Origin of the sequence: Mesorhizobium sp. dw_380, assembly GCF_018588885.1 — a bacterium.
Lineage (GTDB): Bacteria > Pseudomonadota > Alphaproteobacteria > Rhizobiales > Rhizobiaceae > Mesorhizobium.
Genome location: NZ_JAFFIW010000030.1, coordinates 47,370 through 73,247 on the forward strand (window position 1 = coordinate 47,370; position 25,878 = coordinate 73,247).

At 63.9% G+C, this 25,878-nt stretch carries 30 protein-coding genes; 17 read left to right on the forward strand and 13 right to left on the reverse strand.

All coding sequences use genetic code 11. The annotated features are described in order from the left end of the window. Window positions 1-16: 16 nt before the first annotated feature. Window positions 17-1,024 carry a polysaccharide deacetylase family protein gene (locus JT360_RS24035; protein ID WP_214474669.1) on the reverse strand — a complete coding sequence of 336 codons (1,008 nt, stop codon included), beginning with the start codon at window positions 1,022-1,024 and terminating at the stop codon, window positions 17-19. A 198-nt stretch (window positions 1,025-1,222) separates the two neighbouring features. On the opposite strand from JT360_RS24035, the gene JT360_RS24040 reads away from it, so the two are divergent. Both JT360_RS24040 and der read left to right on the forward strand, forming a co-directional pair. After that, complete coding sequence (locus tag JT360_RS24040; RefSeq protein WP_214474670.1) at window positions 1,223-1,888, forward strand: tetratricopeptide repeat protein; 666 nt, start codon at window positions 1,223-1,225, stop codon at window positions 1,886-1,888. Then, the gene (der, locus tag JT360_RS24045; protein WP_214474671.1) at window positions 1,885-3,318 is read left to right on the forward strand and encodes a ribosome biogenesis GTPase Der; all 1,434 of its coding nucleotides are present in this window, start codon (window positions 1,885-1,887) and stop codon (window positions 3,316-3,318) included. The genes JT360_RS24040 and der overlap by 4 nt, the downstream gene beginning before the upstream one ends. Window positions 3,319-3,336: 18 nt before the next feature. On the opposite strand, the gene JT360_RS24050 is transcribed toward der, so the two are convergent. Next, window positions 3,337-4,248 carry a LysR substrate-binding domain-containing protein gene (locus tag JT360_RS24050; protein ID WP_214474672.1) on the reverse strand — a complete coding sequence of 304 codons (912 nt, stop codon included), beginning with the start codon at window positions 4,246-4,248 and terminating at the stop codon, window positions 3,337-3,339. A 120-nt stretch (window positions 4,249-4,368) separates the two neighbouring features. Here JT360_RS24050 and JT360_RS24055 point away from each other — a divergent pair, with 120 nt between their 5' ends. The 7 genes from JT360_RS24055 (at window position 4,369) to JT360_RS24085 (ending at window position 9,981) form a co-directional block, all read left to right on the forward strand. After that, entirely contained in the window at window positions 4,369-5,667 is a 1,299-nt protein-coding gene (locus JT360_RS24055) for an MFS transporter (RefSeq protein WP_214474673.1), read from the forward strand. Window positions 5,668-5,808: 141 nt separating this feature from the next. Next, window positions 5,809-6,993: a cell wall hydrolase gene (locus JT360_RS24060; RefSeq protein WP_214474674.1), complete on the forward strand. Its 1,185-nt coding sequence runs from the start codon at window positions 5,809-5,811 to the stop codon at window positions 6,991-6,993. 256 nt (window positions 6,994-7,249) lie between these two features. Then, entirely contained in the window at window positions 7,250-7,657 is a 408-nt protein-coding gene (locus JT360_RS24065) for an AtpZ/AtpI family protein (RefSeq protein WP_214474675.1), read from the forward strand. An 83-nt stretch (window positions 7,658-7,740) separates the two neighbouring features. Next, window positions 7,741-8,499 (forward strand): F0F1 ATP synthase subunit A, encoded by a 759-nt coding sequence (locus JT360_RS24070; RefSeq protein ID WP_214474676.1) that lies wholly within the window; start codon window positions 7,741-7,743, stop codon window positions 8,497-8,499. Window positions 8,500-8,582: 83 nt separating this feature from the next. Beyond that, window positions 8,583-8,807 (forward strand): F0F1 ATP synthase subunit C, encoded by a 225-nt coding sequence (locus JT360_RS24075; RefSeq protein WP_013896722.1) that lies wholly within the window; start codon window positions 8,583-8,585, stop codon window positions 8,805-8,807. A gap of 72 nt (window positions 8,808-8,879) precedes the next feature. Continuing rightward, on the forward strand, window positions 8,880-9,479 hold the full coding sequence (locus tag JT360_RS24080) for a F0F1 ATP synthase subunit B (protein WP_214474677.1): 600 nt from the start codon (window positions 8,880-8,882) through the stop codon (window positions 9,477-9,479). Between the two features lie 10 nt (window positions 9,480-9,489). Then, window positions 9,490-9,981, forward strand: coding sequence for a F0F1 ATP synthase subunit B (locus JT360_RS24085; RefSeq protein WP_214474678.1), 492 nt, complete (start codon window positions 9,490-9,492; stop codon window positions 9,979-9,981). 319 nt (window positions 9,982-10,300) lie between these two features. On the opposite strand, the gene rnhB is transcribed toward JT360_RS24085, so the two are convergent. Together rnhB and JT360_RS24095 are read right to left on the reverse strand one after the other, a co-directional pair. Further along, entirely contained in the window at window positions 10,301-10,996 is a 696-nt protein-coding gene (gene rnhB, locus JT360_RS24090) for a ribonuclease HII (protein WP_214474679.1), read from the reverse strand. Between the two features lie 154 nt (window positions 10,997-11,150). Next, window positions 11,151-12,305: a PA0069 family radical SAM protein gene (locus JT360_RS24095; protein ID WP_214474695.1), complete on the reverse strand. Its 1,155-nt coding sequence runs from the start codon at window positions 12,303-12,305 to the stop codon at window positions 11,151-11,153. A 150-nt stretch (window positions 12,306-12,455) separates the two neighbouring features. Here JT360_RS24095 and JT360_RS24100 point away from each other — a divergent pair, with 150 nt between their 5' ends. Together JT360_RS24100 and JT360_RS24105 are read left to right on the forward strand one after the other, a co-directional pair. Continuing rightward, a complete protein-coding gene (locus JT360_RS24100) occupies window positions 12,456-12,983 on the forward strand; it encodes a glycosyltransferase (protein WP_214474696.1) in 528 nt (175 codons plus the stop codon). Between the two features lie 139 nt (window positions 12,984-13,122). Continuing rightward, window positions 13,123-14,097, forward strand: a complete 975-nt coding sequence (locus JT360_RS24105) for a hypothetical protein (protein ID WP_214474680.1) — start codon at window positions 13,123-13,125, stop codon at window positions 14,095-14,097. Here the strand turns inward: JT360_RS24105 and JT360_RS24110 are convergent. The 7 genes from JT360_RS24110 to JT360_RS24140 all read right to left on the reverse strand — a co-directional run bounded on the left by JT360_RS24110 (window position 14,087) and on the right by JT360_RS24140 (window position 18,424). After that, window positions 14,087-14,521: a GFA family protein gene (locus JT360_RS24110; RefSeq protein ID WP_214474682.1), complete on the reverse strand. Its 435-nt coding sequence runs from the start codon at window positions 14,519-14,521 to the stop codon at window positions 14,087-14,089. The genes JT360_RS24105 and JT360_RS24110 overlap by 11 nt on opposite strands. Before the next feature lie 142 nt (window positions 14,522-14,663). Continuing rightward, window positions 14,664-15,218, reverse strand: a complete 555-nt coding sequence (gene moaB / locus JT360_RS24115) for a molybdenum cofactor biosynthesis protein B (protein WP_214474683.1) — start codon at window positions 15,216-15,218, stop codon at window positions 14,664-14,666. Continuing rightward, a complete protein-coding gene (locus JT360_RS24120; RefSeq protein WP_214474697.1) occupies window positions 15,205-16,125 on the reverse strand; it encodes a 4-(cytidine 5'-diphospho)-2-C-methyl-D-erythritol kinase in 921 nt (306 codons plus the stop codon). The genes moaB and JT360_RS24120 overlap by 14 nt, the downstream gene beginning before the upstream one ends. A gap of 5 nt (window positions 16,126-16,130) precedes the next feature. Continuing rightward, window positions 16,131-16,316 (reverse strand): membrane protein, encoded by a 186-nt coding sequence (locus JT360_RS24125; protein ID WP_027023000.1) that lies wholly within the window; start codon window positions 16,314-16,316, stop codon window positions 16,131-16,133. A 141-nt stretch (window positions 16,317-16,457) separates the two neighbouring features. Continuing rightward, window positions 16,458-17,321: a S49 family peptidase gene (locus tag JT360_RS24130; RefSeq protein ID WP_214474684.1), complete on the reverse strand. Its 864-nt coding sequence runs from the start codon at window positions 17,319-17,321 to the stop codon at window positions 16,458-16,460. 78 nt (window positions 17,322-17,399) lie between these two features. After that, on the reverse strand, window positions 17,400-18,200 hold the full coding sequence (locus tag JT360_RS24135) for a tRNA1(Val) (adenine(37)-N6)-methyltransferase (protein ID WP_214474685.1): 801 nt from the start codon (window positions 18,198-18,200) through the stop codon (window positions 17,400-17,402). Continuing rightward, complete coding sequence (locus JT360_RS24140; RefSeq protein ID WP_015318845.1) at window positions 18,200-18,424, reverse strand: putative signal transducing protein; 225 nt, start codon at window positions 18,422-18,424, stop codon at window positions 18,200-18,202. Before JT360_RS24140 ends, JT360_RS24135 begins: the two co-directional genes overlap by 1 nt. Before the next feature lie 208 nt (window positions 18,425-18,632). On the opposite strand from JT360_RS24140, the gene JT360_RS24145 reads away from it, so the two are divergent. The 5 genes from JT360_RS24145 to JT360_RS24165 all read left to right on the forward strand — a co-directional run bounded on the left by JT360_RS24145 (window position 18,633) and on the right by JT360_RS24165 (window position 23,674). Then, window positions 18,633-19,649, forward strand: a complete 1,017-nt coding sequence (locus JT360_RS24145) for a polyprenyl synthetase family protein (protein ID WP_214474686.1) — start codon at window positions 18,633-18,635, stop codon at window positions 19,647-19,649. 110 nt (window positions 19,650-19,759) lie between these two features. Next, on the forward strand, window positions 19,760-20,428 hold the full coding sequence (locus tag JT360_RS24150; protein WP_214474687.1) for a GntR family transcriptional regulator: 669 nt from the start codon (window positions 19,760-19,762) through the stop codon (window positions 20,426-20,428). A gap of 169 nt (window positions 20,429-20,597) precedes the next feature. After that, the gene (locus JT360_RS24155; protein ID WP_214474688.1) at window positions 20,598-21,191 is read left to right on the forward strand and encodes a biotin transporter BioY; all 594 of its coding nucleotides are present in this window, start codon (window positions 20,598-20,600) and stop codon (window positions 21,189-21,191) included. Then, window positions 21,188-21,646, forward strand: coding sequence for a DUF1284 domain-containing protein (locus JT360_RS24160; protein ID WP_214474689.1), 459 nt, complete (start codon window positions 21,188-21,190; stop codon window positions 21,644-21,646). Before JT360_RS24155 ends, JT360_RS24160 begins: the two co-directional genes overlap by 4 nt. 252 nt (window positions 21,647-21,898) lie before the next feature. Continuing rightward, on the forward strand, window positions 21,899-23,674 hold the full coding sequence (locus tag JT360_RS24165) for a tetratricopeptide repeat protein (RefSeq protein WP_214474690.1): 1,776 nt from the start codon (window positions 21,899-21,901) through the stop codon (window positions 23,672-23,674). Window positions 23,675-23,748: 74 nt separating this feature from the next. Here the strand turns inward: JT360_RS24165 and JT360_RS24170 are convergent, their stop codons facing one another. Next, complete coding sequence (locus tag JT360_RS24170) at window positions 23,749-24,210, reverse strand: GNAT family N-acetyltransferase (protein WP_214474692.1); 462 nt, start codon at window positions 24,208-24,210, stop codon at window positions 23,749-23,751. A gap of 229 nt (window positions 24,211-24,439) precedes the next feature. Between JT360_RS24170 and JT360_RS24175 the strand changes: the two genes are divergently transcribed. Continuing rightward, window positions 24,440-25,360 (forward strand): glycine--tRNA ligase subunit alpha, encoded by a 921-nt coding sequence (locus JT360_RS24175; protein ID WP_214474699.1) that lies wholly within the window; start codon window positions 24,440-24,442, stop codon window positions 25,358-25,360. Here the strand turns inward: JT360_RS24175 and JT360_RS24180 are convergent. After that, window positions 25,357-25,536 carry a hypothetical protein gene (locus JT360_RS24180; protein ID WP_214474693.1) on the reverse strand — a complete coding sequence of 60 codons (180 nt, stop codon included), beginning with the start codon at window positions 25,534-25,536 and terminating at the stop codon, window positions 25,357-25,359. The two genes, JT360_RS24175 and JT360_RS24180, sit on opposite strands and share 4 nt — an antisense overlap. Window positions 25,537-25,878: the final 342 nt, after the last annotated feature.

Here is a 25,878-nt window from a genome sequence, read left to right on the forward strand (position 1 = left end):
GAAACGGGTTGGCGGCTCAGCCGCCGACCGAAACCTGCCTCTGGGAGCCGTCTTGCCGCGAAATATAATCGCGAAAACTGATGCACTCGACGTCTGATTTGACGCAAACCTCGCCGGCAAAACGTTCCAGCGCGTTCCAGTAGGCGCCGTCATTCATCAGCGTGAAATGGAAGCCCAATTCCAGCGGGATGCGCTTGCCCCGATATTGCGTATCGAAGGCGGCGCGAAACGCCTGATAGGTCCGGTCGGCGAACGCGTCCGCCTTCCTCGGCCGCTCGAAGCCGCCGGAATGCCTGACATAGAGATTATAGTCCATGGCGATCACCGGCCTTGATTCCGGTCCCTCCGGAATCTGAGGCAGCGAAAAATGCATGATGCCGTTGCCGGCCGCCGGCAGGGCAGGGCCCTGCGAGACGCCGCTGGCGTCGAACCGGTAGCCCGCGGCGGGCAGTGCCTCGTAAAGCGCCTTGCCGGTCGACAGATAGGGCGCGCGGAAACCGACAACCGCGTGCCGCGCGAAATCGCGCCAGCCCGGGGGCTCCGCCGCAATGCCGTTGATCGCATAGGCGTTCTCGAGGATGTGCTCGAACGAGGCGAATTCCTTGAGCCAGTCGGCCTGGTTCCAGTCCTTGCCGTCGAAATGGCCGCAGGCGTGGCTGGCGACGTCGTGGCCCTCATGCGCGGCGAGGCCGATCTGCTCCAGCCGCTCGGCCACTTCCTGTTTTGAAGCGGCAAAGCCGATGTTGGATTTGCCCGGTGTCTTGCCCGGCGCGGTGTATTCCTTGCGCGTCTCCGGCGACAGCAGGAAGACGCAGGACAGAAAATAGGTGAAATGCGCGCCGGTGCGCTGCGCCAGCGCCCGGCTACGCTTCCATTGCGGGATGTCGCGGGCGCTGTCGAACGAGATGATGACCACCTGCTTCGGCTTTGCCGGCATTGGTGGCGTCGGCGGATCGGCCAGGGCCGCGCCGGCGGTGGCGAGCGAGGCAAGGGAAAACGCAGCAACGCGAAACGGACGAAGCATCGGCAATCGATCTGAGGTTCAGGGAAATGTGTGGAAGCCGGCTATCGGGCAAATGTGGCGTGGATGCGATCGTTCTTTTCTGGTCTCTTGTCTTGCGATAAGCCGATTTTCCGGCTGAACCCCTTCCATGCCGACAAAATTTCGCTAAAACGCGGGCTCATGAACCGCCCCGGCCCGGGGCAGGAATGGTTTTGATTGATGTCCGACGACAGTTTTATCCGTGAAGTCAACGACGAGATGCGTCGCGAACAGGCGCAGAAGCTGTGGGACCGTTTCGGCCCGGCCTTGCTTGTCCTTGCGGTCCTCGTGGTGCTCGGCACCGCCGCCTTCGTCGGCTATCGCTATTGGGATGAGACACGCGCCAACCGCTCCGGCGACGCCTTCTCGCAGGCCCTGAAGCTTGCCAATGACGGCAAGAACGACGATGCGCTGACCGCGCTCGACCAGCTGGAGAAGGATGGCTATGGCGCCTATCCGCTGCTCGCCCGCATGCGCGCCGCGACCGTCAAGGCGAGCAAGGGCGACGTCGATGCCGCCGTCAAGGATTTCGACAATGTCGCCGCCGACACCGCCATTCCCCAGGCCATTCGCGACATGGCGCGGCTCAGGGCAGCGCTGCTGCTCGTCGACCATGGTTCCTTCGCCGACGTTTCCAGCCGTGTCGAGGCACTCACGTCCGACACCAACACGCTGCGCCACACGGCACGCGAGGCGCTCGGCCTTGCCGCCTGGAAGGAAGGCAAGACCCAGGACGCGCTGAAGCTGTTCGACCAGATCGCCGCCGATGACGGCGCCCCGCGCAACATCCGCGAGCGGGCAACGCTGATGTCCGAGCTGATCCGCGGCTCGGGCAATGCATCGTGACCTTCAAAGTCGCCATCATCGGCAGACCTAACGTCGGCAAATCGACCCTTTTCAATCGGCTGGTGGGAAGGAAGCTGGCGCTTGTCGACGACACGCCCGGTGTCACCCGTGACCGCCGTGTCCACGCCGCGAAACTTTACGACCTGCATTTCGACGTCATCGATACCGCCGGTTTCGAGGACGCGGGCGCCTCGACCTTGCCCGGCCGCATGCGGGCGCAGACCGAGATCGCCATCCGCGAGGCGGACCTGATCTTCTTCACCATCGACGCGAAATCCGGCCTGCTGCCCGACGACCGGACCTTCGCCGAGATCGTGCGCAAGTCCGGCAAGCCGGTCGTGCTGGTCGCCAACAAGGCCGAAGCCAAGGGTGCGCAGGGCGGCATGCTGGAGGCCTGGGAGCTCGGCCTTGGCGAGCCGATCCCGGTTTCGGCCGAACACGGCCAGGGCATGCCCGATCTTCGCGATGCGGTGATTGATGCGCTTGGCGAGGCGCGCGCCTTCGGTGAAGACGAAGCTGGCGAAGACGAAGAGATCGCCACCGGCGAGGTGCTGATCGGCGAGGACATCGCCGACCCGGACGTTGAGCCTGCCTATGACGACACCAAGCCGATGCGCATCGCCGTCGTTGGTCGTCCGAACGCCGGCAAGTCGACGCTGATCAACGCGCTGATCGGCGAGGAGCGGCTGCTGACGGGACCGGAAGCCGGGATCACGCGTGATTCCATCTCGGTCGACTGGGATTGGCGCGGCCGCCGGATCAAGCTGTTCGATACGGCCGGAATGCGCCGCAAGGCCAGGATCCACGAGAAGCTGGAAGTGATGTCGGTGCAGGATGGCTTGCGCGCCATCCGCTTTGCCGAGATCGTCATTATCGTGCTCGACGCCACCATCCCCTTCGAGAAGCAGGATCTGCAGATAGCCGACCTGATCATCCGCGAGGGCCGGGCGCCGGTGATCGCCTTCAACAAATGGGACCTGATCGATCATCCGCAGGAGCTTCTGGCGGAACTGCGCGAGAAGACCGAACGGCTGTTGCCGCAGGTGCGCGGCATCCAGGCCGTGCCCGTCTCGGCCGAGACCGGACGCGGCCTCGACAAGCTGATGGATGCGGTGCTGAAGACACACAAGGTGTGGAACAGCCGTGTTTCGACCGGCAAGCTCAACCGCTGGCTCGAAGCCATCCTGGCGCATCACCCGCCGCCCGCCGTTGCCGGGCGCCGGCTGAAGGTCAAATACGTCACTCAGGCCAAGACGCGGCCGCCGGGCTTCGTCGTCCAGTGCTCGCGGCCCGACGCGATGCCGCAAAGCTACGTCCGCTATCTCTCCAACAGCCTGCGCCAAGCTTTCGACATGCCGGGCGTGCCGATCCGCATCGCGCTGCGCACCTCGGACAATCCTTTCGCCGGCCGGGCCAAGAAACGCGGCTAAGCTCCAGCGCTCGTCCGATCAGGCCACGGCACGCAAGGTTCGCGCATTGTCCGGCAGCGCCTGCCGCGCCGCTTCCAGCAATATGTCGGCAAGGCGAGCCGCTACCGGCTCGGATTCGGCATCGCGTCGATAAAGGAACAGCGCCATCTTGGGCAGCGCCGGCAACCCGGCGATCTCGGGCGTCATCGCGCTGACGCTGGTCGGCAGGCCAATGTCGGTGCGGATCGTCAGTCCAAGCCCCGCGGCGACCGCTGCCCAGATGCCGCCAAGGCTCGGGCTGGAGAAGGCCATGCGCCAGGGCAGGCCGGCGCGGTCGAGCGTTTCCGTCGCCACCGTGCGCAGCAGGCACGGCGCTTCGAGCGCCACCAGCGGCAGCGGTTCGCCGTCGCGAAGGCTGGTCTCGATGCGCTTTGCCGGACCGATCCAGCGCATTGGAACATCGGCGACATGCTCGCTGTAGGGCAGCGTCTGGCCACTGTGCCAGGCGAGCGCGATGTCGAGGCTGCCTGACGTCACCCTGTCCGCGAGTTCGTGGCTGCGCGCGATCCTAGCTTCGATCTTGACCTTGGGGTGGGCGCGGGCAAAACGGCCAAGTACATCGGGCAAGACTGCCTCGCCGAAATCCTCCTGCAGGCCGAGCCGCACCCAGCCTTCCAGCTCGACGTCGTGGATGGCCGCTGCCGCCTCGTCATTCAGCTCGAGCAACCGGCGCGCATAGCCGAGCATGGTCTCGCCGGCCTCCGTCAAGCCCAGGCCGCGCCCCGATTTGCGGAAGATCGGCGTCGCGGCCTGCTCTTCCAGTTTCTTCAACTGCGCGCTGACCGCCGAGGTCGACCGGCCGAGGCGGTCGGCCGCCTTGGCAAAGCTGCCGAGCTCCATACCGGTGACGAAACTGCGGAGAACGTCGAGATCGAATGTCACGCGTTGCATGGGAAAGGTCCTGCTTTTCAGGATTAACAGTCAAAAACTTCCTGATTTTAAGGACGGACTTATGGCGATAGAGAGAAGCCGTCAAGGTCCAGCCCACCGGACCACCACGGGAATAGTACCATGTCTGCCATTGTCGACTGCACCGACCAACAGCCAACACAAACTCGGAAATCCAGCGCTGCCGGTCCTGCCGAGCGTGCGTTCAGCCCTGGCCATCGCTGGAAGGTCCTGGGTATCGGCGTCGCCGCGAATGCGAGTTTCTCGGCGACTTTCTCCGGCATACCGGCAACGGCGGTCGTGCTGCGTCAAGGCTATCACCTGAGCAATGCCGAGCTCGGCCTGGCACTCGGCCTTCTCGGGCTGGGCGTTGCGCTCAGCGAACTGCCCTGGGGTTTGCTCACTGACCGCTGGGGCGATCGCCGCGTGCTTCTGATCGGGCTCGGCGCGACGGCGGCATGGCTCCTTGCCATGGCCATGCTTGTCGTGCCGACGAGAGCAGGTATTCCCGATGTCGCGCTCCTGTCGGCAAGCCTGCTCGTCACGGGCTTGCTCGGCGGCAGTGTCAACGGCTCGAGCGGCCGTGCCATCATGGGCTGGTTCCGGGAAAACGAACGCGGCTTTGCCATGAGCATAAGGCAGACGGCGGTGCCGATGGGCGGCGGCCTCGGAGCGCTTGTCCTGCCTTCGCTTGCTTTGGCTTTCGGCTTCGCCGCGGTGTTCGGGCTGCTGGCGGGCGCCTCCGCTCTGTCTGCCCTGTTCGCCTGGCGTTGGCTGCACGAACCGCCGGCGGCGGGCGAGGGCCACGTCGTTTCATCGGCCGTGGCCGGGCCGGCGCCGCTGCGCAACATCGAGGTCTGGCGCATCGCGACCGCCATCGGCCTGCTCTGCTTTCCGCAAGTGGCGGTGCTCACTTTCGCATCGGTGTTCCTGCATGACTTCGCCGGGCTGGGGACGGCGGCGATCAGCGCCAGCCTCGCCGCCGTGCAGGTCGGCGCCATGGTCATGCGCGTCTGGAGCGGCCGTTTCACCGACCGCCACGGCAACCGGCGCCAGTTTCTCCGCTCCTGCAGTGCGCTCAGCGCATTGGCCTTCATGACGCTTTGGCTGCTGGTCCTCGCCAGCCCCGCCATCCCAAGCGGCCAGTCATTCCTGATCGCGGTCCTTGCCTTGGTGCTGATTGTCGCAGGCATCTCGGTCTCCGCCTGGCATGGCGTTGCTTATACCGAACTGGCCACCCTTGCAGGCGCTGGCCATGTCGGAACCGCGCTCAGCCTCGCCAACACCTTCGTTTTCGTCGGCTTCTTCCTGGTGCCGGTGGCCATTCCCGGGCTGCTGCACCTTTGGTCATGGTCCGGCGTCTGGCTGTCGGCCGCCATCTGCGCGCTGATCGCATGGCCGATCTTCCTGCGACCGGCCTGACGCTCCGCCGCAAAACCGCCCGACTTCGAAACCACGAGCATGAGCCGACTGAGAAAACCCGGTCGATTCTGTTAACGTCCCATCAAGGTTAATGCATCATTTTGCTCTCCAGTGGGGTCAGTAGCGTTCCTGGAGAGTTCCGTGCATCGACGTGTGTTGAAGCGGCTTGTTGCCGCCGCCGGTGAGAAGAAACGCAGCTTCGTATCTCCATTCATCATTGGCCTCGGCATCTGGATCGGCTTCCCGACCGTCGCCGCCTACCAGGATATGACAAGCCTGGTGTCCGGCCTCGAGGCGCCGACCGCGCGCTGGAATTCCTATGTCGAGAGATCCGTTGCTGGTTCGGTCCATGCCGCCGAGATGCCGTTCCTCGATTCCGACATCACCGGTTCGCTCTCGGGTTCCGGCGTGCGCCTTGCCGGCGTCGGCACCGTGTCATTCCGCGGCAAGGGCGGCAAGGTCAGCGGCTCGCCCGACGAGGATCGCATCGTGCGCGCCGACAAGAAGGGCCGCATCGTCCAGGTGTCTCCTGTTGCACCGCCGAAGAACTTCAACGCCGGTTCGATCTTCCAGCGGACCTCCTCCTTGATGCGGCCAAGTATGGACAGCGACCTGAAGATGGCCTTTGCCAAGCCTCAGCTCAAAGGCAAGGAAATTCAGATCGCCGCGGAATTCCATGCGCGTGAGGACAAGAAGCCGGACCCCGGCGTGCCGGCCATGCTTGCCGCCCTGGTCAACAACGACCATCCGGATGTGCTGGCGACGGCCTACGCGCAATCCGCGCCGGACTATGCCAAGGCCTCACCGTTCGAAGCTTTGCTTCAGGACGAGCAACCGAACAGCGGCCGCTTCATTCCGCCGATGGCCAAGGGCGATCATTGGTGGATCCAGAACCCGCTTCCGGCCAGCGTCTTCTCCAACCCCGAGCAGAAATGCCTGGCCAACGGCATCTATTTCGAGGCGCGTGGCGAATCCGTGCGCGGCCAGGCCGCCGTCGCCCAGGTCATCCTCAACCGTGTCCGCAATCCCGCCTATCCCAACTCGATCTGCGGGGTCGTCTACCAGAACGACAGCTGGTTCAACCGCTGCCAGTTCTCTTTCGCCTGCGACGGCAGGAAGAAGCGCATCGAAAATCCTGTCGCCTACAAGACCGCGCAGGACATCGCCATGGCCGTCACCGCTGGCAAGATCTTCATCCCGGAGGTCGGATCGTCGACCCATTACTACGCCCAATATGTCCATCCGGGCTGGGCGCGCACGATGGAGAAGATGACCAAGATCGGCCTGCATATCTTCTACCGCACTTATGGCGGCGGCTGGAGCTGAGAGCCCCTCGGCCGCTGGCCTTTTCCATCCACCGCAGGCTCGATCAGGGAGCCATTGCCCGGGGGATTCGCGCAACGCATGCCTGCCCGCGCGGCGGGCACGATGTCGCACCTCTCTAATAGATTGATTTCATTGCACAAAATACATGGCAATGAACTTCCGCCCGTGGCTTGACGGGCGCAAACCCTCTAACTATGTTGCCGGCGACTTTAGAAGCGGACGGACGGTGACGGTCTGACCGGGCAGGGGGGTTGCGATGGCCAAGAAAAGCAGGCCAGACGGAACCGGAGAAACCGGCCGCGGCGATCAGCATGAAACCGGCATCCGCGACGACGATCTTGAGCGACGTCGGCGTGAACTTGAAGCATCGCTTGCGACAAGGCTGCCGAACCGGCTCGGGGGGAAAGACGACGCGAAAGCGGGCAGTGCGGCCGGATATGGCCAGGCGGTCAAACTCTCCAGCGAATTTATCGCTGGAGTGGTGGTGGGCGCCGGCATCGGCTGGATCATCGACCGTCTGGCGGGGACATCGCCATGGGGTCTGATCGTTTTTCTGCTGCTTGGTTTTGGCGCTGGCGTGCTCAATGTCATGCGTTCCGCGGGCGTTGTGGCAGAATTCGGACAGGGCGACAAATCGCGCTCTGACGGGGACGACAGCAAATGACCGCCCTTCCGGCGGCATTTGGAAATAGCCGCCTCGTGCGGCAATGGTAATTTGGCCGTACGCGGCATTGACGGGGTTAGAACGTGGCAGCTGACAAGGTCGATCCGATCCACCAGTTCCATATCATCAAGCTGGTTCCGATTAACATCGGCGGCTACGACCTGTCCTTCACCAATTCGGCGCTGTTCATGGTCGCGACCGTGGTCGTCGCGGCGGCCTTCCTGTTCTTGACCACATCGAGCCGCAGTCTGATTCCCGGCCGGCTGCAATCGGTCTCCGAAATGGCCTACGAATTCGTCGGCAACATGTTGCGCGATGCCGCGGGCACGCAGGGCATGAAGTTCTTCCCTTTCGTGTTCTCGCTGTTCATGTTCGTGCTGGTTGCCAATCTGCTTGGCCTGTTCCCTTATTTCTTCACCGTCACCAGCCACATCATCGTCACCTTCGGCCTGGCCGCCCTGGTGATCGGAACCGTGGTGGTCTACGGCTTCATGAAGCATGGCCTTGGTTTCCTGAAACTGTTCGTACCGCACGGCGTCCCGGTATTCCTGCTGCCGCTGGTGGTGCTGATCGAGATCATCTCCTTCGTGTCGCGCCCAGTCAGCCTCTCGGTTCGTCTGTTCGCCAACATGCTGGCAGGCCACATCACGCTGAAGGTGTTTTCCGGCTTCGTCGTCAGCCTCTCCGCGCTCGGCGCGGTCGGCGTGGCGGGCTCGGTCCTGCCGCTGGCCATGGCCGTGGCGCTGACGGCCCTTGAATTGCTGGTCGCCTTCCTGCAGGCCTACGTCTTCGCGGTGCTGACCTGCATGTACCTCAACGACGCCCTGCATCCCGGGCACTGATCAAAAATTTCCGGCCCAAGGTTTCCAACATTGGCGCCGGATGGAAATCGCAACGGAATTTCAGATCCAAAGGAGTTGAACAAATGGACGCAGAAGCAGCAAAGTACATCGGCGCCGGTATCGCTTGCCTGGGCATGGGTGGCGCGGGCATTGGCCTGGGCAACATCTTCGGCAGCTACCTCTCGGGCGCGCTGCGCAACCCGTCGGCTGCTGATGGCCAGTTCGGCCGCCTGATCTTCGGGTTCGCCGTGACCGAAGCTCTGGGCATCTTCTCGCTTCTGATCGCGCTGCTGGCCCTGTTCGGCTGAGCCTCGGCTAGCCATGACAAGATTGGACAGGCCGGCCGCGCCAACGGCGGGCCTGATATCAGGGGATAGTCCATGTTCGTGACGTCTGCCTTCGCGCAAGAGTCCGCGCCATCGGCCGATACCAGCCATGCCACGACCGGAGGCGACACGCACTCCGGCACCGGCGTGCCAGCCGAAGCGCACGGCGCATTTCCGCCGTTCGATCCTGCGACCTTCCCGTCGCAGCTTCTGTGGCTGGCGATCACTTTTGGGCTGTTCTATCTTTTCCTGAAGCGGGTCGTGGTGCCGCGTGTCGGCGGCATCATCGATGTCCGCAATGATCGCATCAGCCAGGATCTCGATCAGGCATCCAAGCTGAAGGGCGAAGCCGACGCCGCCGTTGCCGCTTACGAGCAGGAACTGGCGGAGGCCAAGAAGAACGCCAACTCGATCGGCCAGCAGGCCGCCGATGCGGCCAAGGCGGAAGCCGAGACCGCACGCAAGAAGATCGAGGCCGCGCTCGACGAGAAACTCGGCGAGGCCGAGGCGCGCATTTCTTCCATCAAGGCCAATGCCATGAAGGAAGTCGGCAGCATTGCCGAGGATACCGCTTCGGCGATTGTCGAGGCACTGGTCGGCGGCAAGGCCAGCAAGGCCGAGATTGCGGCCGCGGTCAAATCCGTGGCCCGGTGAGGAGCGCATCATGGACGCTACATCTCTCGCAACGCTTTGGGCCACGATTGCCCTGATCATCTTCCTGGGCGTCGCCATCTACATCAAGGTGCCTCGTCTGATCGCCAAGGCGCTCGATGCTCGCGCCGCCAGGATCAGCAGTGAGCTCGACGAGGCACGCAAGCTGCGTGACGAGGCCCAGCAACTGCTCGGCCAGTATCAGAAGAAGCGCAAGGAAGCCGAGCAGGAGGCCGCCGCCATTGTCGCGGCCGCCAAGCGCGAGGCCGAACTGCTCGCCGCCGACGCACACAAGAAGACCGAGGACTATGTTATCAGGCGCACCGCGCTTGCCGAACAGAAGATTGGCCAGGCCGAACGCGAGGCGGTTGCCGAAGTTCGTGCCAGCGCCGTCGATATCGCCGTCGAGGCCGCCCGCGCGCTGCTGGCCGCCAAGGTTGACGTCAAGGCCGGAGCCGACCTGTTCAAGGCTTCGCTCGCGGACGTGAAGTCGAAAATGAACTAGACTTTAGCAGACGCAGTACAATCAAAGCCGCTTGGGAAACCTGGCGGCTTTTTTGTTGTGTGCTGACGCCGACGCTGCCGATCTCCCCCCTCGTGGGGGAGATGCCCGGCAGGGCAGAGGGGGGCGCTGTCCCGCCGACCTATCAACCAGGGTCCATCCAAATGCCGGCCGCCGTTTGAGGCGCCACAACGTCAAGAGGAAAATCAAGCGCCCGCGATCCTTCGCGCCCCCTCTGTCCTGCCGGACATCTCCCCCACAAAAGGGGGGAGATCGGCCGACATAGCTGCTTTCGCCCATCGCCGAGAGGTAATGCCGTCACTCAATCCAAACCCTCGAAACTCTCTTCCTCAACCACCTCAACCCCGCCCAGCCTAAACGGCGAAAAAGACACGCGGTGCAGCCGCGCGACCGGGCCATGCGCCTCGATCGCGGTGCGATGGCGGGCCGTGGCATAACCCATATGGAATTCGAAGCCGTAGCGGTCGTGCTGGCTGCCGCAGCCGCACATCATGCGGTCGCGCATCACCTTGGCGACGATGGAAGCGGCGGCGATCGACTGCGATCGCTGGTCGCCTTTGATCAGCGCGCGCCCTTCGCACGGTAGCCCTGGCGGCACATCGCGTCCATCAGCCAGAGCAAGCTTCGGCCGGACCGACAGCCCGACCAGCGCGCGCCGCATCGCTTCCAGGCTCGCCTTGAGAATGTTGCTGCCATCTATGCCCTCGGCGCTGATCGAGGCCATGGAGACCGCCTGCGCGGAGCCAAGGATCCGCAGGAACAGAGCTTCGCGCTGCAAATGGCTGAGCCGTTTGGAATCGTCGAGGCCGTCCGGGATATTGGCCGGGTCGAGCACCACCGCCGCCGCGACGACAGGCCCGGCCAGCGGGCCGCGTCCGGCCTCGTCCATCCCGGCCACCGGCCACAGGCCGTCGGCCATCGCCTTCGTCTCGAAGGAGAAATCGGGTTTCTCGACGATTTCGAAGAGAAGCGGAGAATCGGAACGCGCGCGAGCCATGTTGCGGCGAGGTTCGCATCGGCTCCGATTCTCCGCAAGTCCCTCCGGGTCGGGTGGGGCGCCGGACCGGGAGGGCACCGTCTGCAGGCCGGGGCAGGCCGGACGGGATTTCTGCCATGGCGGCCTTGAAACAGCCGCGACGATTCTGGTTTTTTCAGAGCAGCATCAGCTGCTCCTGGTCCTTTCCGGCTGCGACGAAATGGTCGGTCCGCAGCGTGCGCCGCTCAGCGTTGAGGCCAAGCCGCTTGGCGGTGATCTCGAAGCGGCGGCCGATCTGCCAGGCGTAGGGTCCGGCGCCCTTCATGCGCTTGCCCCATTCCGAATCGTAGTCCTTGCCGTCGCGCATCGAGCGGATCAGCGACATGACGTGGCGATAGCGGTCAGGATAATGGCGCAGCAGCCAGTCCTTGAAGATCGGGCTGACTTCCAGCGGCAGGCGCAGCACGACATAACCCGCCTCGCGGGCACCGGCGGCACGTGCCGAATCGAGGATCCGCTCCATCTCCTGATCGGTGAGGCCCGGAATGATCGGCGCCACCATGACCGAAGTCGGAATGCCGGCATCCGAAAGCTGTCGGATCGCCTCCAGCCGCTTGGTCGGCGTCGACGCGCGTGGCTCCATCGTGCGCGCCAGCATGCGGTCGAGCGTCGTCACCGACAGTGCCACCTTGGCCAGTCCGCGTTCGGCCATGCGCGACAGGATGTCGACGTCGCGCGTCACCAGGGCGGATTTGGTGACGATACCGACCGGATGGCCACGCGCTTCCAGCACTTCGAGGATCTCGCGCATGATCCGGTATTGCTTCTCGATCGGCTGGTAGGGATCGGTGTTGGTGCCGATGGCGATGGTGCGCGGCTGGTAGCCGTCCTTCGACAGCTCCTTGTCGAGCAGCCGCGCCGCGTCGGGCTTCGCGAACAGCTTGGATTCGAAATCCAGGCCCGGCGACAGGCCCATGAACGAGTGCGTCGGCCGCGCGAAACAATAGACGCAGCCATGCTCGCAGCCGCGATAGGGGTTGATCGAGCGGTCGAAGGAAATGTCGGGCGATTCATTGCGGGTGATGATGGTGCGCGGCTTTTCCACCTGCACCTCGGTCTTGAATGGCGGCAATTCCTCCAGCGAACTCCAGCCATCGTCGAAGACATGCCGGCTGACGGGTTCGAACCGGCCGGACGGATTGATGCCTGCCGACCGGCCGCGGTTGCGGTCGGGACGGACACGCATGCCGCTCTGCTCGATCATCGCATTGGCCATCTCGGCTCGTCCCGCCCCGAAGGCGGCAATGTCGGCGCGCATGATCGGCTCCATCTTTGCTCGCTCCCAGGGGCTGTCCGTGTTGTGTCGAATCGATCTGTTCATGAAATTATTCCTATTTTGCCGATGAGAACAAAGCAAGAACTTTTTATGCTGCGCTGCAAAAACTGGCGCTGTCCGCGGCTTTCCGCTATTCGGCTGAATATGCTCAGTGTTCTCATCGAAACGCGCAACGACGAGGAGGCTCTCGCCCGCACTCTGGCCTCGCTGATTGGCGGCGCGGTGGAAGGCGTGGTGCGCGAGGTCGTCGTCTGCGACACCGGTTCCACCGACCAGACGCATTATGTCGCCGAGCATGCCGGCTGCCATTATGTGGCGAGCGGCGGCATCGCCGCCGGAATCCGGCAGGCCAAGGGTGACTGGCTGTTGCTGCTGGAGCCGGGCGCGCGACTGGTGGAGGGCTGGATCGAAGCGGTCGTCGCCCACACGGCGAGGCAAACCATGGCGGCGCGATTCTCGCGCGCGCGCGGCAGCCGCACGCCGTTCCTGGCACGGGTTTTTTCGGGGAATCGAGCGCTCGCCGACGGGCTGGTGATCAGCAAGCGTCAGGCCGCTTCCTTGTCGAAGAACGCCGGCAGCGCCGAGGCACTGGCGCGCGGCCTCGCGACAAAGAAGCTCGACGCCGAGATCTGGATTGCTCCGGCAAAACAAGAGCACCGCGCCCGCACCTAATTTTTTGCATCTGCTCTCTCCGTTGTGCATTGCACAAAATGTAAGGCCGGGCTAATTTTCCGCTCAGGCAGGTGAATTGGGTTTGGGTCGAGCCGAGCGGTGGGCGCCGATCGGGGTTACGCTCACAGACGAGGATCCAATGAACCTTTCGGCCCCTGATAAATCCGGCACTGCCAGTCTCGAGGCCATTGCGCGCAACGGCAGCCTGCTGCGCCGCATCGCAGCGCGCATTCCCACCTATTTGACGGACCTGCGCGAAAACCCGGCCTGGCTGCCGATGTTCGTGCTGGCGCGAACCATGGCTGGGCGGCGAATGCACTGGCTTGGCGCAAAACGCGCCCCTCCGGCCGACAGTGCAGGGGATACGATGTTCGCTGGTGTCGAGCGGTCGGCGGTGGTCGATGCGTTGCGCACCGATGGCCTGTTTTCGGGCCTCGTCCTGCCGCCCGCGATCCATGAAGAGATCGCGAGTTTCGCCTGCCGCACGTCTTGCTTCGGCAATTTCGACCGCCGTCTCGAATTCATGCCAGGTGAGCATGCCGAAGCCGAGAAACGATTGGGCCGCTCATTGCTTAGCGGGCATTACTTCGAACGCATCCTCGGCTGCCCGGCGGCACTCGCCATCCAGCGCGATCCCTTGCTTCTCGACATCGCAGCGCACTATCTCGGCGGCCAGGCGAAACTGATCACGACGCGCGTCTGGTGGAGCTTTCCGACCGGCGAGGCTTCGGATGCCGACAAGAACCTGGCGTCGCTCGGCAAATATCATTTCGACCTCGACGACTGGCGAATGCTGAAATTCTTCTTCTACCTGACGCCGGTCGATGCCGGGACCGGTCCGCACGTCTATGTCAGGGGCAGCCACAACAGGCGCGCCATCAAGCACCAGCTGACGCTTCTCGTCGGCCATTCCGCCGAAGAGGTGTTGAATGTCTATGGCGAGCAGAGCCCGGTGACCCTGACCGGAGAGGCTGGCCTCGGCTTCGTCGAGGACCCCTTCGGCTTCCATATGGGCACTGTGCCGGCGCGCACGCCACGGCTGATGATGGAGGTCGGCTTCGGTGTTTCGCGCCCCTCGCGCCGGCGCTTTCATGGCGAACCGGTCATCCGCTGAAACCGGACCGGATCTCTACCGGCATCCAGCGCGCCTGTCGCCGGGCGATGCGGCCTTGCCTGCTCTCGGCATCATAGTCCATGGCGACCGGCTCGCGGCTGAACCGCAGCCGGTCGTCCAGGGCATTGACGATGACGATCGCCCTCGGATCGCTGTCATCGGTGGTGACGGCCGCGACATAGACGCCGCAGTCCCGGCAGATCAGATAGTCGGCGGTGCGCAATCCGAACCGGTATCTGTGCAATCGGGCTTCGTCCTCGACCGAGACGATCAATCGTCCGAGCGGATCGGCGACCGCGCGCGAGCCATGTTTGACGCAAAACGAACACTGGCAGGCCCGGACTTCGATTTGCGAGGGGGCGAGCTCGGTTGAAAATCGAAGGCGTATGTTGCCGCAATGGCATCCGCCGGTGTGCTCGCTCATCGCATCTCCTTGTCGTGATCGGCCGCGGCCGTTTCACGAGAAGGTACTTTCTCCGGCATCCGGTCAGGAATGGTTTTTCGAAGGGCGCCGGGGCGGTTCCGCCTGGCAAACGCGGCGTGAAAACTGTTCTTTTCCTCGGCTCTTACGGAGCCGACTTCCCGCGCCGCAGATGCTCGTCCAGGCGCGGCATGATCTCGACGAAGTTGCAGGGCATGTGGCGGTAATCGAGCTGCGCCTTGAGGATGCCGTCCCAGGCGTCCTTGCAGGCACCGGGCGAGCCCGGCAGCACGAAGACGAAGGTGGCGTTGACGACGCCGCCGGTTGCCCGGCTCTGGATCGTCGATGTGCCGATCTTGTCGTAGGAGATGCGGTGAAACACTTCCGAAAAGCCGTCCATGCGCTTTTCGAAGATCGGCTCCAGCGCTTCCGGTGTCACGTCACGGCCGGTGAAGCCGGTGCCGCCGGTGGTGATGACGACGTCGATACTTTTGTCCCTCGACCAGGCCAGGACCGTGTCGCGAATTTTGTCGCGGTCGTCGGTGACGATATCGCGGGCCGCCAGTATGTGGCCGGCCTCGGTGATGCGGTCGGCCAGCGTCTGGCCGGATTTGTCGTCGGCGAGGCTGCGCGTGTCGGAAACGGTCAGCACCGCGATGCCCACGGGAATGAACGAACGGCTCTCGTCAATTCTGGCCATCAGCTCCCTCCGATGCGATGCTGCGCGTTGCCGCGACGAACCAGTCGGGCTGGCGGCTTCGGATCTCGGCGGCCGCGCGTTTGGCGACATTGCCGGTCTCGAACAGGCCGAAACATGTCGCGCCCGATCCGGACATTCGTGAAAACCCGGATCCGGCCTTGTTCAGCCACGAAAGCGCCCTGCCAATGGCCGGCTGTATCGCAAGGGCAGTCGGCTCGAGATCGTTGCGGGTGATCTCCAGCCAATTGCGCAGGCTGTGAAAATCGATGCTGCGCGGCAGCGGCGGCAATGGCTCGTTGTCGCGACGCGAAAGCGCTGCGAAGATATCTGCCGTCGCGACCGGCGTGCCTGGATTGACCAGCACCAGCCCGAGCGCCGAAAAGTCCGGCACCATCGACAGTTCGTCACCAATGCCGCGTGCGACCAGCGGCTTTGCCGCCAGGCACATCGGCACATCGGCGCCAAGCGAGAGACCGATCCGGGCCAGCTCGGCGTCGTCCATGTTCAAGGCCCAGGTCTGCACGAGGCCGCGCAGCACGGCAGCCGCGTCGCTCGACCCGCCGCCGACGCCGGAGGCGACAGGCAGGTTCTTTTCGAGCCTGATGGCGACAGGCGGCGTCTTCAGCGGCCCGGCCTCTCGTCGCAGCGCATCGCGTGCCTTGAGCACGAGATTGCCGGCATCGATGGGAACCGCCGGCGCGTAGCGGCCGGACACCGTGAAATCATCGCTGTCGGCGCGCGCGATCTCGACCCGGTCGCCGAAACGCGTGAACACCGCCAGGCTTTCGATCAGGTGATAGCCATCGGGGCGCCTTCCCGTGACATGCAGCGCCAGATTGATCTTGGCATGCGCAGGCCATGTACGCGAACCGACATCGGTATCCGCTGCGTCAGTCGTATGTGAGATGATGCTCAGTCCTTGGCCAGCCGGTATTCGCCGGTCTTCGGATCCTTGACCAGCGTTCCCATCGCGCCGTTGGCCGCCTGCTTTTCGGTGCGCCGCACCTTGGCCGTCACGCGCTCGGCTTCCCGGATGAAGGTGCGGTAGCCGAAATAGGCCGCGACGCCAACGACGGTGAAGAAAATGATCTGCGGCATGTCAAAACTCCTCCCACGCTGGGCCGGCGAAGGCGGCCGGTCGGGTCGGTTAATGCATGTCGCCCAAAAGTGTGTTCGGTTTTGGCAAAACGACAGGCACGAGACTTCAAGGCACCTATGCTAGACGGTTTTACGCGGTTTTCAAAGCCCGAACCGAGCCCACAGCGCGCGCTCTTCCGCCGCATCGATCACCCCGCTGGCAGCGGCAGCGGCGATATCGGGCGCGGAAAAGCCCATGCTCGAACCGAACAGGCCGAACCGGCCGAGGAAACCGCGCGGGGCCGTGATCAGCCTGAGCTGGGTCTTCGGCCCGAAGCGGGTCTTGAGCACCGTTCGCATGTCGCCGAGTGCATCGACCAGGCCGAGCTCCAAGCCCTTCACGCCGGTCCAGAACAGGCCGGTGAACAGGTCCGGATCGTCCTTCAGCCTGGTACCGCGCCGCTCCTTGACGAGGTCGATGAACGTGCCGTGCACTTCGAGCTGCAGTGCCTTCAGCCGCTCGACGTCTTCCTTCTTCTCGGGCTTGAACGGATCGAGCACGGCCTTGTTTTGGCCGGCGGTGTGCACACGCCGCTCGATGCCGATCTTCTTCAAGAGTTCCGGGAAGCCGAACGAGGCCGAGACGACGCCGATCGAACCGACGATCGAGGACGGATCGGCGAAGATTTCGTCGCCGGCGACCGCGATCATGTAGCCGCCCGAAGCCGCGACATCCTCGACGAAGACCAGCACTTTCTTGTCCTTTTCAACCGCCAGGTCGCGGATGCGCTTGAAGATCAGCCGCGACTGCACCGGCGAGCCGCCGGGCGAGTTGATCGAGATGGCGACCGCCGGCGCGTCGAAGGAGAAGGCCTTCTCGATGAGGCCGGCCGTGGAGGCAAGCGACAGGCTCGGCCGGAAAGGGCCGCCGCCCGCCATGATGGTGCCGTGCAGCCGGATGACCGGGATGGTGACGACGGTGGAGCGCCAGGATTTCGGCAGCAAGCGGTTGAAAAGGCGTTTCACGAGGGTGAGGTCTCCGGTCGATGGTTGCAGGCATGTAGGGATTTCTCGGCCAACGGCAATGTGGTCGCCAGGAATAGCTCAATCTCCAAACAGCGAGGCGAGACCGTTGGCGATCATTTCGCTGCGCCCATCGGGGCCGTTGCCCGATTGCGCGTGAAGCATCAGGGGCGGGCGGATGGCAAGCTTTCCGCGCGCGCCGAGCGCTGCCCGCACGACGATGCGGATAGCAGCCGCGTCGGGGCGCGGATGGACAGCGAGCATCTCGGCATCGCCGAAGCGGCCGGCGGTCGCGTCGAGAATGGCGCCAAGCTGTTCGGGCCGCGCGATGACGGCCAGTCCGCCGCGCGGCCTGACCACCGCCGCCGCACTGCGGATCCAGTTTTCGAACAGCCCGTCTTCCATGACATGCGCTTCTTTTCGCAGACGATCTGATGTGGCGCGGTCCCGTGCGGCGTTGAAGGGTGGGTTCATGATGACGAAGTCGAAATCATTATCGGCAAGGCCGGCGGCTGCCCGAGCCCGGCCCGAAACCGTGACATCGGCCATGAGCACCGAGGCGCGATCGCTGAGATGCGCATTGCCGGGATGGGCAAGGGTGGCCGCGGCGAAAGCCGCCATTTCCGGCGCACGTTCCACAAGCACGGCTTCCGCGCTTGGACAGCGCGACAGCACCGCCAGGCCGGCGGCTCCCGCACCGGCGCCGAAATCGGCAAGGCGTCCGCCAAAGGTGGATGGCACGGACGCCGCCAGCATCATGGCATCCATGCCGGCGCGATGGCCGCCATGCTTGGGCTGCACGAGCCAGAACCGGCCGCGATGGAAGGCGTCGACCGTATGGGCCGGCGTGTCGCGGACAAGGGCGGCTGGCGCGGCGGACATTATTTTCCGCGGATCTCGTTGGCGATGCCGGCATCGGTCAGGATGCGCCGTGCAGCATCGGCCTGGTCGGCGTCGACCATGACGCGCCGCGGCAGAATGCCGAGCGAGCCGTCGAGCACGCTCATGTTCTGGTCGGCGACGAAACAGCCGATGCCGGCATCGCGCATCAGCGATTCGACAAAGGAGATGATGACGGCGTCGTTGGTGCGGATGAGCTCTATCATCGGGCGAAACTCTCAGTTTGCGGCGCTGATGTAAACGGGCATGCGGATTCCGCGGCAAAACCAGAGCTGCCTTGTTGGCGCCGGTTGACAGGCCGTCACCGGCGCCGCGCCAATTCGCCTCTTGCCGTGGCCGTGTCCGCCGCCCTAGAGTCCACGCCGGGACTAAGGGTGCCGTCGCACGCGTTATACCAAGACGGGAGTGATTGTCGTGGGTGTCGTTCTCAACATCGAAAACGGGAAGCGGGAACCCGCCTCCATCAAGGATCTGATCGACCTGACTGCGGCTGACATGGGGCGCGTCAACGAGCTGATCCTGTCCAAGGCCGGCTCCGACGTCGAGATGATCCCGGAGGTCGCCAACCACCTGATCTCATCCGGCGGTAAACGGCTGCGGCCGATGCTGACGCTCGCCGCCGCGCAGATGTTCGGCTATGCCGGCGAGGGCCATGTCAAGCTCGCCACCTCGGTCGAGTTCATGCACACGGCGACGCTTCTCCACGACGACGTCGTCGACGAAAGCGGCATGCGGCGGGGCAAGAAGACCGCCCGGATGATCTGGGGCAACCAGGCGAGCGTGCTGGTCGGCGACTTCCTGCTCGGCCAGGCCTTCCGCATGATGGTCGATGTCGGCTCGCTCGAAGCGCTCGACATCCTGTCGAGTGCTGCCTCGATCATCGCCGAGGGCGAGGTCATGCAGCTTGCGGCCGCCAAGAACCTGGAGACCACCGAGGACGAGCACTTCGCCGTTATCAAGGCCAAGACCGCGGCACTTTTTTCGGCTGCCGCCGAGGTCGGGCCGGTGATCGCCCAGGCAACGCGCAATGATCGCGCGGCACTGCGCTCCTATGGCATGAACCTCGGGCTTGCCTTCCAGCTCATCGACGATGCGCTGGACTATGGTGGCACCAGCAAGGACCTTGGCAAGAATGTCGGCGACGATTTCCGCGAGGGCAAGGTGACATTGCCGGTCATCCTCGCCTATCGGCGCGGCAGCAAGGCCGAGCGTAGCTTCTGGAAGCGCGCCATCGAGGACAATGTCGTTGATGACGCGGGTCTGGAAAAGGCGATCGGCCTGATGACCCGCCACGGCGCCATCGCCGACACGATCGGCCGCGCCCGCCATTTCGGCGAGATCGCCCGCGACGCGCTGGCGCCGCTGGAGGCGACGCCGCAGAAATCGGCGCTGGTCGACGTCATCGATTTCTGCATCAGCCGGGTGAACTGAGCAGCTGTCTTTCGCGGACCTCTCCTCTGGCTTGTGCTGGAGAGCGGAAATCTGTGAAAGCCGTTCCCACCGTCTCGACAAGCCGCCCCGTCGCAAATTATCTATAAAACATGGCAAAGGGCACGGACGACACCATCGCGGTGCGCATCAGCAAGGCATTGGCGGACCGCATCATCTCCGGCGCCATCGAGCCGGGGGCGAGGCTGCGGCAGGATCATATCGCCGAGGAATTCAAAACCAGCCATGTTCCGGTGCGCGAGGCCTTCCGCCGCCTGGAGGCGCAAGGGCTTGCCGTCAGCGAGCCGCGCCGCGGCGTGCGTGTCGCGGCTTTCGATCTCGGCGAGGTCAAGGAAGTCGCCGAAATGCGGGCCGCCCTTGAAGTGCTGGCGCTGCGCCATGCCGCGCCGCATCTGACATCAGCCATTCTTGATCTCGCCGAGGAAGCGACCAAGGCCGGCGACAAATCCCGCGACGTCAGGTCGTGGGAGGAAGCCAACCGTGCCTTTCACCGGCTGATCCTGGCACCATGCGGCATGCCGCGCCTGCTCGCCACCATCGACGACTTGCACGCGGCCAGCGCCCGCTTCCTGTTCGCGGCATGGCGCTCGGAGTGGGAAGCGCGCACCGACCAGGATCATCGCGCGATCCTGGCCGCCTTGCGGCAGGGAAACACGGAATCGGCCGCCGCGACGCTGGGGCGGCATGTCCAATGGATCGGCCGCAAGCCGGTCAAGACGGCCTCCGGCGCCACGCGCGAAGCCTTTGCCATCGTCGGTTAGGGCAGTCCCGGAAAACCGTGAAACGGTTTTCCGTCCGGAAATCACGCAAAAGTAAAAGCACTGAACGGCCTTTGCACAGCCAAGGCTTGCTATCTCCGGGGAAATGTGGATTCGATAATAGATCGAAAACAGAAATTATCTATAATTTCAATCGAGCGAAGGAATCCTCATGACAGACATCGCGTTCACGTCCCGTAAGCCGTCCTTCAGCCCGCTCCGGCTCCAGGATCGTTCGCTCGCCTGGCAGGTCGGAGCCGTCGTGCTCGGCACGCTGTTCCTGGCGCTGTCGTCCTACATCGAAGTGCCGATGGTGCCTGTGCCTGTGACCATGCAGACCTTCGCCGTGACGCTTATTGGCGCGCTCTACGGCTGGCGGCTCGGTGCGGTTACCATTGCCGCCTGGCTGGTCGAGGGCGCTGTCGGCTTCCCGGTCCTGGCCGGAGGCGCTGCCGGGGTACAGCATTTCGTCGGGCCGACCGGCGGCTATCTCTTTGCCTTTCCGGTCACCGGCGCTCTGGTCGGCTGGCTGGCGGAACGCGGCTGGAATGGCAACAGGGTGGTGCTTGCCTTCGCCGCCATGCTGCTCGGCAACCTTGCCTGTCTGGTTCTCGGCACGGCATGGCTTGCCGTCATGATCGGCACCGAGAAGGCCATTACCTTCGGCTTCCTGCCATTCATCGTCGGCGGGTTGCTGAAGTCGGCGCTTGGTGCCGCGACACTCATGGCGCTTCGCGGCGGCAAGGCGAAGCCGGCCAATCCGTGACGATCAGGCTGCGCGCCCATCACCTCCTTTGCCTGCTCACCTATGTGGGCAAGGGATACAGCCCCGCCTTCACCGCCAATTATGACGGCATCGCGGAGCGCCTGGGCCGGGGCGAGGACATCCTGATCGTCTCCGGCCCCGACGACATCTGCGCGCCGTTGCTTGACGAGCCCGATCCGCACTGCCTGCGCGACAGCGCCGCCGAAAGGGACCAACTCGCGGCACAGGACGTGGCCGATCTGCTAGGCCGGCCCATCCATGCCGGCGTCCGCCTCGATCTCGATGCCGCCATCCTGGCGCGCATGCGGCAGGCGTTTTCGAGCGGCCTCGTCCGCAAGGCGTGTGGCGGCTGCGAATGGAGCGAGCTGTGCAGCACGGTCGCGGCCGGTGGGTATCGCGATACGCGGGTGAAGCGGTCTGCCTTTGCGGGGCAAAAGCCGACAGCGACGACATAGTCCCAGCGGTCGAATCCGTGCTATAGTCCGTTCCGCCAGCGCCGTGGCGGAATTCGACACCCAAAATTGTCCCTTCTGGCCATGGTTTGTTAATCGGGTGACCCGATTGTGAATTTCAACCCGATTGTGAATTTCAAGCGGATTGAAGCACGACCCCAAAAAGGCCATGCTTTGCCTGGAAAGATCGAGTCAAAGGTCGAGTCTAAGTCGCCCCCGCTGACGCGGAGATGGCGCCTGGCTGAAAGGGATACGATGCAGCAAGGACGTGCGCGCTGGCTGACAAGGCTGGCAATTGTGACGGGCATGGCGATCTCGGTTTTGCCGGCCTATGCCAAGCAATCCACCGAACCGGTCAAGATCTCGTCGTTCTCGGGCGCCTATCTGGCCGCCAGGATCGCCGAAGGCGACAACGACCTCGACAGCGCCATCGCCTACTACAAGCAGGCCTTGGCCTTCAATCCAAGCGACACGACGCTGCAGCAGAGCCTGATGCTGTCGCTGATCGCGCAAGGCCGCTTCGACGAGTCCCTGGTCTATGCCGACAAGCTCAAGGAAGTGCCCGACGTCGAACGCTTCTCGCGCCTGGCGCTGGCCGTCGATTCTTTCCACAAGAAGGATTTCACCAAGGCGCAGTACTGGCTCAAACTGTCGCTGGAATCCGACCTCGACCGGCTGATCTCCGGCGTCATGTCCGGCTGGGCCGAACAAGGTGCCGGCCAGGCCAGCGACGCGATGGCCTCCATCGACAAGCTCCAGGGGCCGGACTGGTTCGGCCTGTTCAAGTCCTTCCACCGCGCGCTGGTCGCCGATGCCTCCAACATGCCCGAAAAGGCCGAGGCGACCTACGCCGCGACGATGCAGGACACCGCCGCCGGCGGCGCGGCGCCTGAAACCTGGATGCGCAATGCGCAGGCCTATGCCTCGTTCCTGGCCCGCAAGGGCGACAAGGCCAAGGCGATATCGGTGCTCGATCAGGCCGAGGCGTTTTCGCCGGGCAAGCTGGAAATCGTCGCCTTGCGCAACAGGATCGCCAAGGGCGACAAGATCGAGCCCTTCGTTTCCGGTCCGTCCGATGGCGCTTCCGAAATCCTGCTCGATCTCGCCACGGCGCTCAACCGTGGCGGCGGCGAGCCGTTCGTCCGTCTTTACCTGCAATACGCGCTGGCCCTGCGGCCTGACAGTGATGCGGCTCTCGTGCAGCTCGCCGCCGTCGCCGAGCAGCTGAAGGACGGCGAGGGCGCCATCGCGCTCTATCGACGCATCCCTGATTCTTCGCCGCTGAAGGAGCTTTCGGACCTGCAGCTTGGCCTCAACCTTGCCGATCTCGACCGCCACGATGAGGCGATCACCCATCTGAAGGCCTATGTCGACGCCCATCCCAACGATATGCGCGCCTATCTGGCGCTCGGCGGCGTCTATTCCTCGAAGGACGATTTCCGCTCGGCCGCCAATCTCTACGACAAGGCCGTCGATGTGCTCAAGACGCCGACCGCGGCCAACTGGAACATCTTCTACCAGCGCGGCATCGCCTATGAGCGCCTGAAGGAATGGCCGAAAGCCGAGCCGAATTTCCGCAGGGCGCTGGAACTGCAGCCGGACCAGCCGCAGGTGCTGAACTATCTCGGCTACTCCTGGGTCGACATGAACACGAACCTCAAGGAAGGCCTGGCGATGATCCAGAAGGCCGTCGATCTCAGGCCGAGCGACGGTTACATCGTGGATTCGCTGGGCTGGGCCTATTTCCGGCTCGGCAGGTTCGATGACGCGGTGCGCGAGATGGAGCGCGCTGTCTCGCTGAAGCCGGAAGATCCGGTTCTGAACGACCATCTCGGCGACGCCTACTGGCGCGTCGGTCGCAAGCTGGAAGCCACCTTCCAATGGAACCAGGCCCGCGACCTCAAGCCCGATCCCGATGTGCTGGCCACCTTGCAGCAGAAGCTGATGAAGGGCCTGCCGCCGATCGAGTCGAACACGGCGCAGGAGACCCCCAAGGTCAAGCCTGAGCCAGTGCCTGCCCCGAAGGGGTGAAGTCGCCTTTTTGAATGGGAACGGGGCTCTTTTTCGGAGCCCCGTTTTCTTTTGGAGGTGTCGAGACGCTGCGGTCAGAACAGCTTTCTGTAGACCACGAAGCCGGAGCGTTCGCCGACCTTGTCATAGAGCTTCATCGCGGTGTGATTGGTCTCGTGCGTCAGCCAGTACACCCGTCCGGAACCGGCGGCCTGGGCGCGCTCATAGACGCCTTCGATCAGCGCCCGGCCGATCCCTTTTCCGCGCGACGCCTGCGTGGTGAAAAGGTCTTGCAGATAGCCGTTCGGCGCGATCGCCGTCGTGCTGCGGTGATAGAGATAGTGCACGAGGCCGAGCAGCTCTCCGTCGCTTTCGGCGACCAGCGCATGGACAGGCTCATAGGCGTCGAAAAAGCGCGACCATGTCATCGCCGTGATGTCGCTCGCCAGCGCTGTCTCGCCCGAGCGGCCGTAAAATGCGTTGTAGCCATCCCACAGCGGCAGCCATTGCTCGAAATCCTGTCGCGTGACGGGGCGTACGATGATGGAACTGGGCATGGCTGGACCTGTCGTCGTTCGTCTGATCGGTGAAGATATCGAACAGACCGCAAGCTGCCGGGACCGACAATGGGCCAGTCCCTGGCAAAGCTTTCAACATGAGGGCGGAGCGCTCATGGCGGCTCCATGGTGCGCCTTGCTTGACGCTTCGCCGCCGTGTCTCTAGGACGGGCCACCAAGCTAGCCTTTGCTGTCGAGGCCACACGTGACGATTGAAATCCCCGCCCATATGGATCCCAGCCGCTCGTTCCAGGGGCTGATCCTGACCTTGCACAATTACTGGGCCGCCTATGGTTGCGTCATCCTGCAGCCATACGACATGGAGGTTGGCGCGGGTACGTTTCATCCGGCAACGACGCTGCGCGCGCTTGGACCCCGGCGCTGGAACGCCGCCTATGTCCAGCCCTCGCGTCGCCCCAAGGATGGTCGTTATGGCGAGAACCCGAACCGGCTGCAGCATTATTACCAGTATCAGGTGATCCTGAAGCCGAACCCGCCGAACCTGCAGGAGCTTTATCTCGGCTCGCTGGCGGCGATCGGTGTCGACCCGCTGCTGCATGACATCCGCTTTGTCGAAGACGACTGGGAAAGCCCGACGCTCGGCGCCTGGGGGCTCGGCTGGGAATGCTGGTGCGACGGCATGGAAGTCTCGCAGTTCACCTATTTCCAGCAGGTCTGCGGCATCGAATGCGCGCCGGTGGCGGGCGAACTGACCTACGGGCTGGAGCGGCTGGCCATGTATGTGCAGGGCGTCGACAACATCTACGACCTCAACTTCAACGGCCGTGAAGGTGCCGAAAAGGTTACCTATGGCGACGTCTTCCTGCAGGCCGAGCAGGAATATTCGCGCCACAATTTCGAATACGCCAACACGGCAATGCTGCTCAGGCATTTCGAGGACGCCGAGGCCGAGTGCAAGGCGCTGCTCGATGCTGGCGCTCCGGCGTCGAACGACAATTTGCCGATGCACAAGATGGTCTTCCCGGCCTACGACCAGTGCATCAAGGCCAGCCATGTCTTCAATCTGCTCGACGCGCGTGGCGTGATTTCGGTCACCGAGCGGCAGAGCTACATCCTGCGGGTGCGCAATCTGGCGAAAGCCTGCGGCGAGGCATTTTTGAAGACGCAGGCGGGTGGGCTGGCTGCTTAGCCAGCTGCTTTCGGGAACATGGCGACCGTGCTGACCGGCATGGCGTTCTGGCTGCTGGTGCCGTCGATGGTCCGCAGTGCCTGCCTGACACCGGGCATCGAAAAGGCGCCGTGGACCTGCGCGGTGAAACAGGCACTGAGCGCGAGGATCTGCAGAAGTGTGGATGCCGTTTTCATGGTCGTTCAGCCAATAGTTCCCTGCCTGAGCGTGGGTCGCTTCAGCGCCGTGTTCGGTTCATGGAAATCTTTGATCCAAGGACGGGCCGGATCGCCTCGTCCCGACAGGGCTGCCAAAATTTCCGCAGGGGTGACAGCGGCCAGCCGAGTTGCTATGCCCTTTTCACCTCCCCCTTGATGGGGGGGGTCGCCGCGCAGCGGCGGGGGGGGGTGCTAGCGCGGTTTCCTATGCCGAAACTCGATCGGTTCAAGCTGAAGTCCGCTCCCGGGCGCTTGTCGCGTATGACCGAGGGGGGCGCGGGTCTGTGTGCGCTCTTCTGGGCCTGCTCGTTCGCGGGCACC

Coding starts and splice junctions, on each gene's coding strand:
- JT360_RS24100 (WP_214474696.1), top strand. CDS start 12,456: ATGCTCAGTGTTCTCATCGAAACGCGCAACGACGAGGAGGCTCTCGCC.
- JT360_RS24170 (WP_214474692.1), bottom strand. CDS start 24,210: ATGCCCAGTTCCATCATCGTACGCCCCGTCACGCGACAGGATTTCGAG.
- JT360_RS24150 (WP_214474687.1), top strand. CDS start 19,760: ATGGCAAAGGGCACGGACGACACCATCGCGGTGCGCATCAGCAAGGCA.
- JT360_RS24080 (WP_214474677.1), top strand. CDS start 8,880: ATGTTCGTGACGTCTGCCTTCGCGCAAGAGTCCGCGCCATCGGCCGAT.
- JT360_RS24155 (WP_214474688.1), top strand. CDS start 20,598: ATGACAGACATCGCGTTCACGTCCCGTAAGCCGTCCTTCAGCCCGCTC.
- JT360_RS24110 (WP_214474682.1), bottom strand. CDS start 14,521: ATGAGCGAGCACACCGGCGGATGCCATTGCGGCAACATACGCCTTCGA.
- JT360_RS24050 (WP_214474672.1), bottom strand. CDS start 4,248: ATGCAACGCGTGACATTCGATCTCGACGTTCTCCGCAGTTTCGTCACC.
- JT360_RS24180 (WP_214474693.1), bottom strand. CDS start 25,536: ATGAAAACGGCATCCACACTTCTGCAGATCCTCGCGCTCAGTGCCTGT.
- JT360_RS24085 (WP_214474678.1), top strand. CDS start 9,490: ATGGACGCTACATCTCTCGCAACGCTTTGGGCCACGATTGCCCTGATC.
- JT360_RS24035 (WP_214474669.1), bottom strand. CDS start 1,024: ATGCTTCGTCCGTTTCGCGTTGCTGCGTTTTCCCTTGCCTCGCTCGCC.
- JT360_RS24065 (WP_214474675.1), top strand. CDS start 7,250: ATGGCCAAGAAAAGCAGGCCAGACGGAACCGGAGAAACCGGCCGCGGC.
- JT360_RS24055 (WP_214474673.1), top strand. CDS start 4,369: ATGTCTGCCATTGTCGACTGCACCGACCAACAGCCAACACAAACTCGG.
- moaB (WP_214474683.1), bottom strand. CDS start 15,218: ATGGCCAGAATTGACGAGAGCCGTTCGTTCATTCCCGTGGGCATCGCG.
- JT360_RS24140 (WP_015318845.1), bottom strand. CDS start 18,424: ATGATAGAGCTCATCCGCACCAACGACGCCGTCATCATCTCCTTTGTC.
- JT360_RS24125 (WP_027023000.1), bottom strand. CDS start 16,316: ATGCCGCAGATCATTTTCTTCACCGTCGTTGGCGTCGCGGCCTATTTC.
- JT360_RS24095 (WP_214474695.1), bottom strand. CDS start 12,305: ATGGAGCCGATCATGCGCGCCGACATTGCCGCCTTCGGGGCGGGACGA.
- JT360_RS24105 (WP_214474680.1), top strand. CDS start 13,123: ATGAACCTTTCGGCCCCTGATAAATCCGGCACTGCCAGTCTCGAGGCC.
- JT360_RS24075 (WP_013896722.1), top strand. CDS start 8,583: ATGGACGCAGAAGCAGCAAAGTACATCGGCGCCGGTATCGCTTGCCTG.
- JT360_RS24135 (WP_214474685.1), bottom strand. CDS start 18,200: ATGTCCGCCGCGCCAGCCGCCCTTGTCCGCGACACGCCGGCCCATACG.
- rnhB (WP_214474679.1), bottom strand. CDS start 10,996: ATGGCTCGCGCGCGTTCCGATTCTCCGCTTCTCTTCGAAATCGTCGAG.
- JT360_RS24165 (WP_214474690.1), top strand. CDS start 21,899: ATGCAGCAAGGACGTGCGCGCTGGCTGACAAGGCTGGCAATTGTGACG.
- JT360_RS24175 (WP_214474699.1), top strand. CDS start 24,440: ATGGATCCCAGCCGCTCGTTCCAGGGGCTGATCCTGACCTTGCACAAT.
- JT360_RS24040 (WP_214474670.1), top strand. CDS start 1,223: ATGTCCGACGACAGTTTTATCCGTGAAGTCAACGACGAGATGCGTCGC.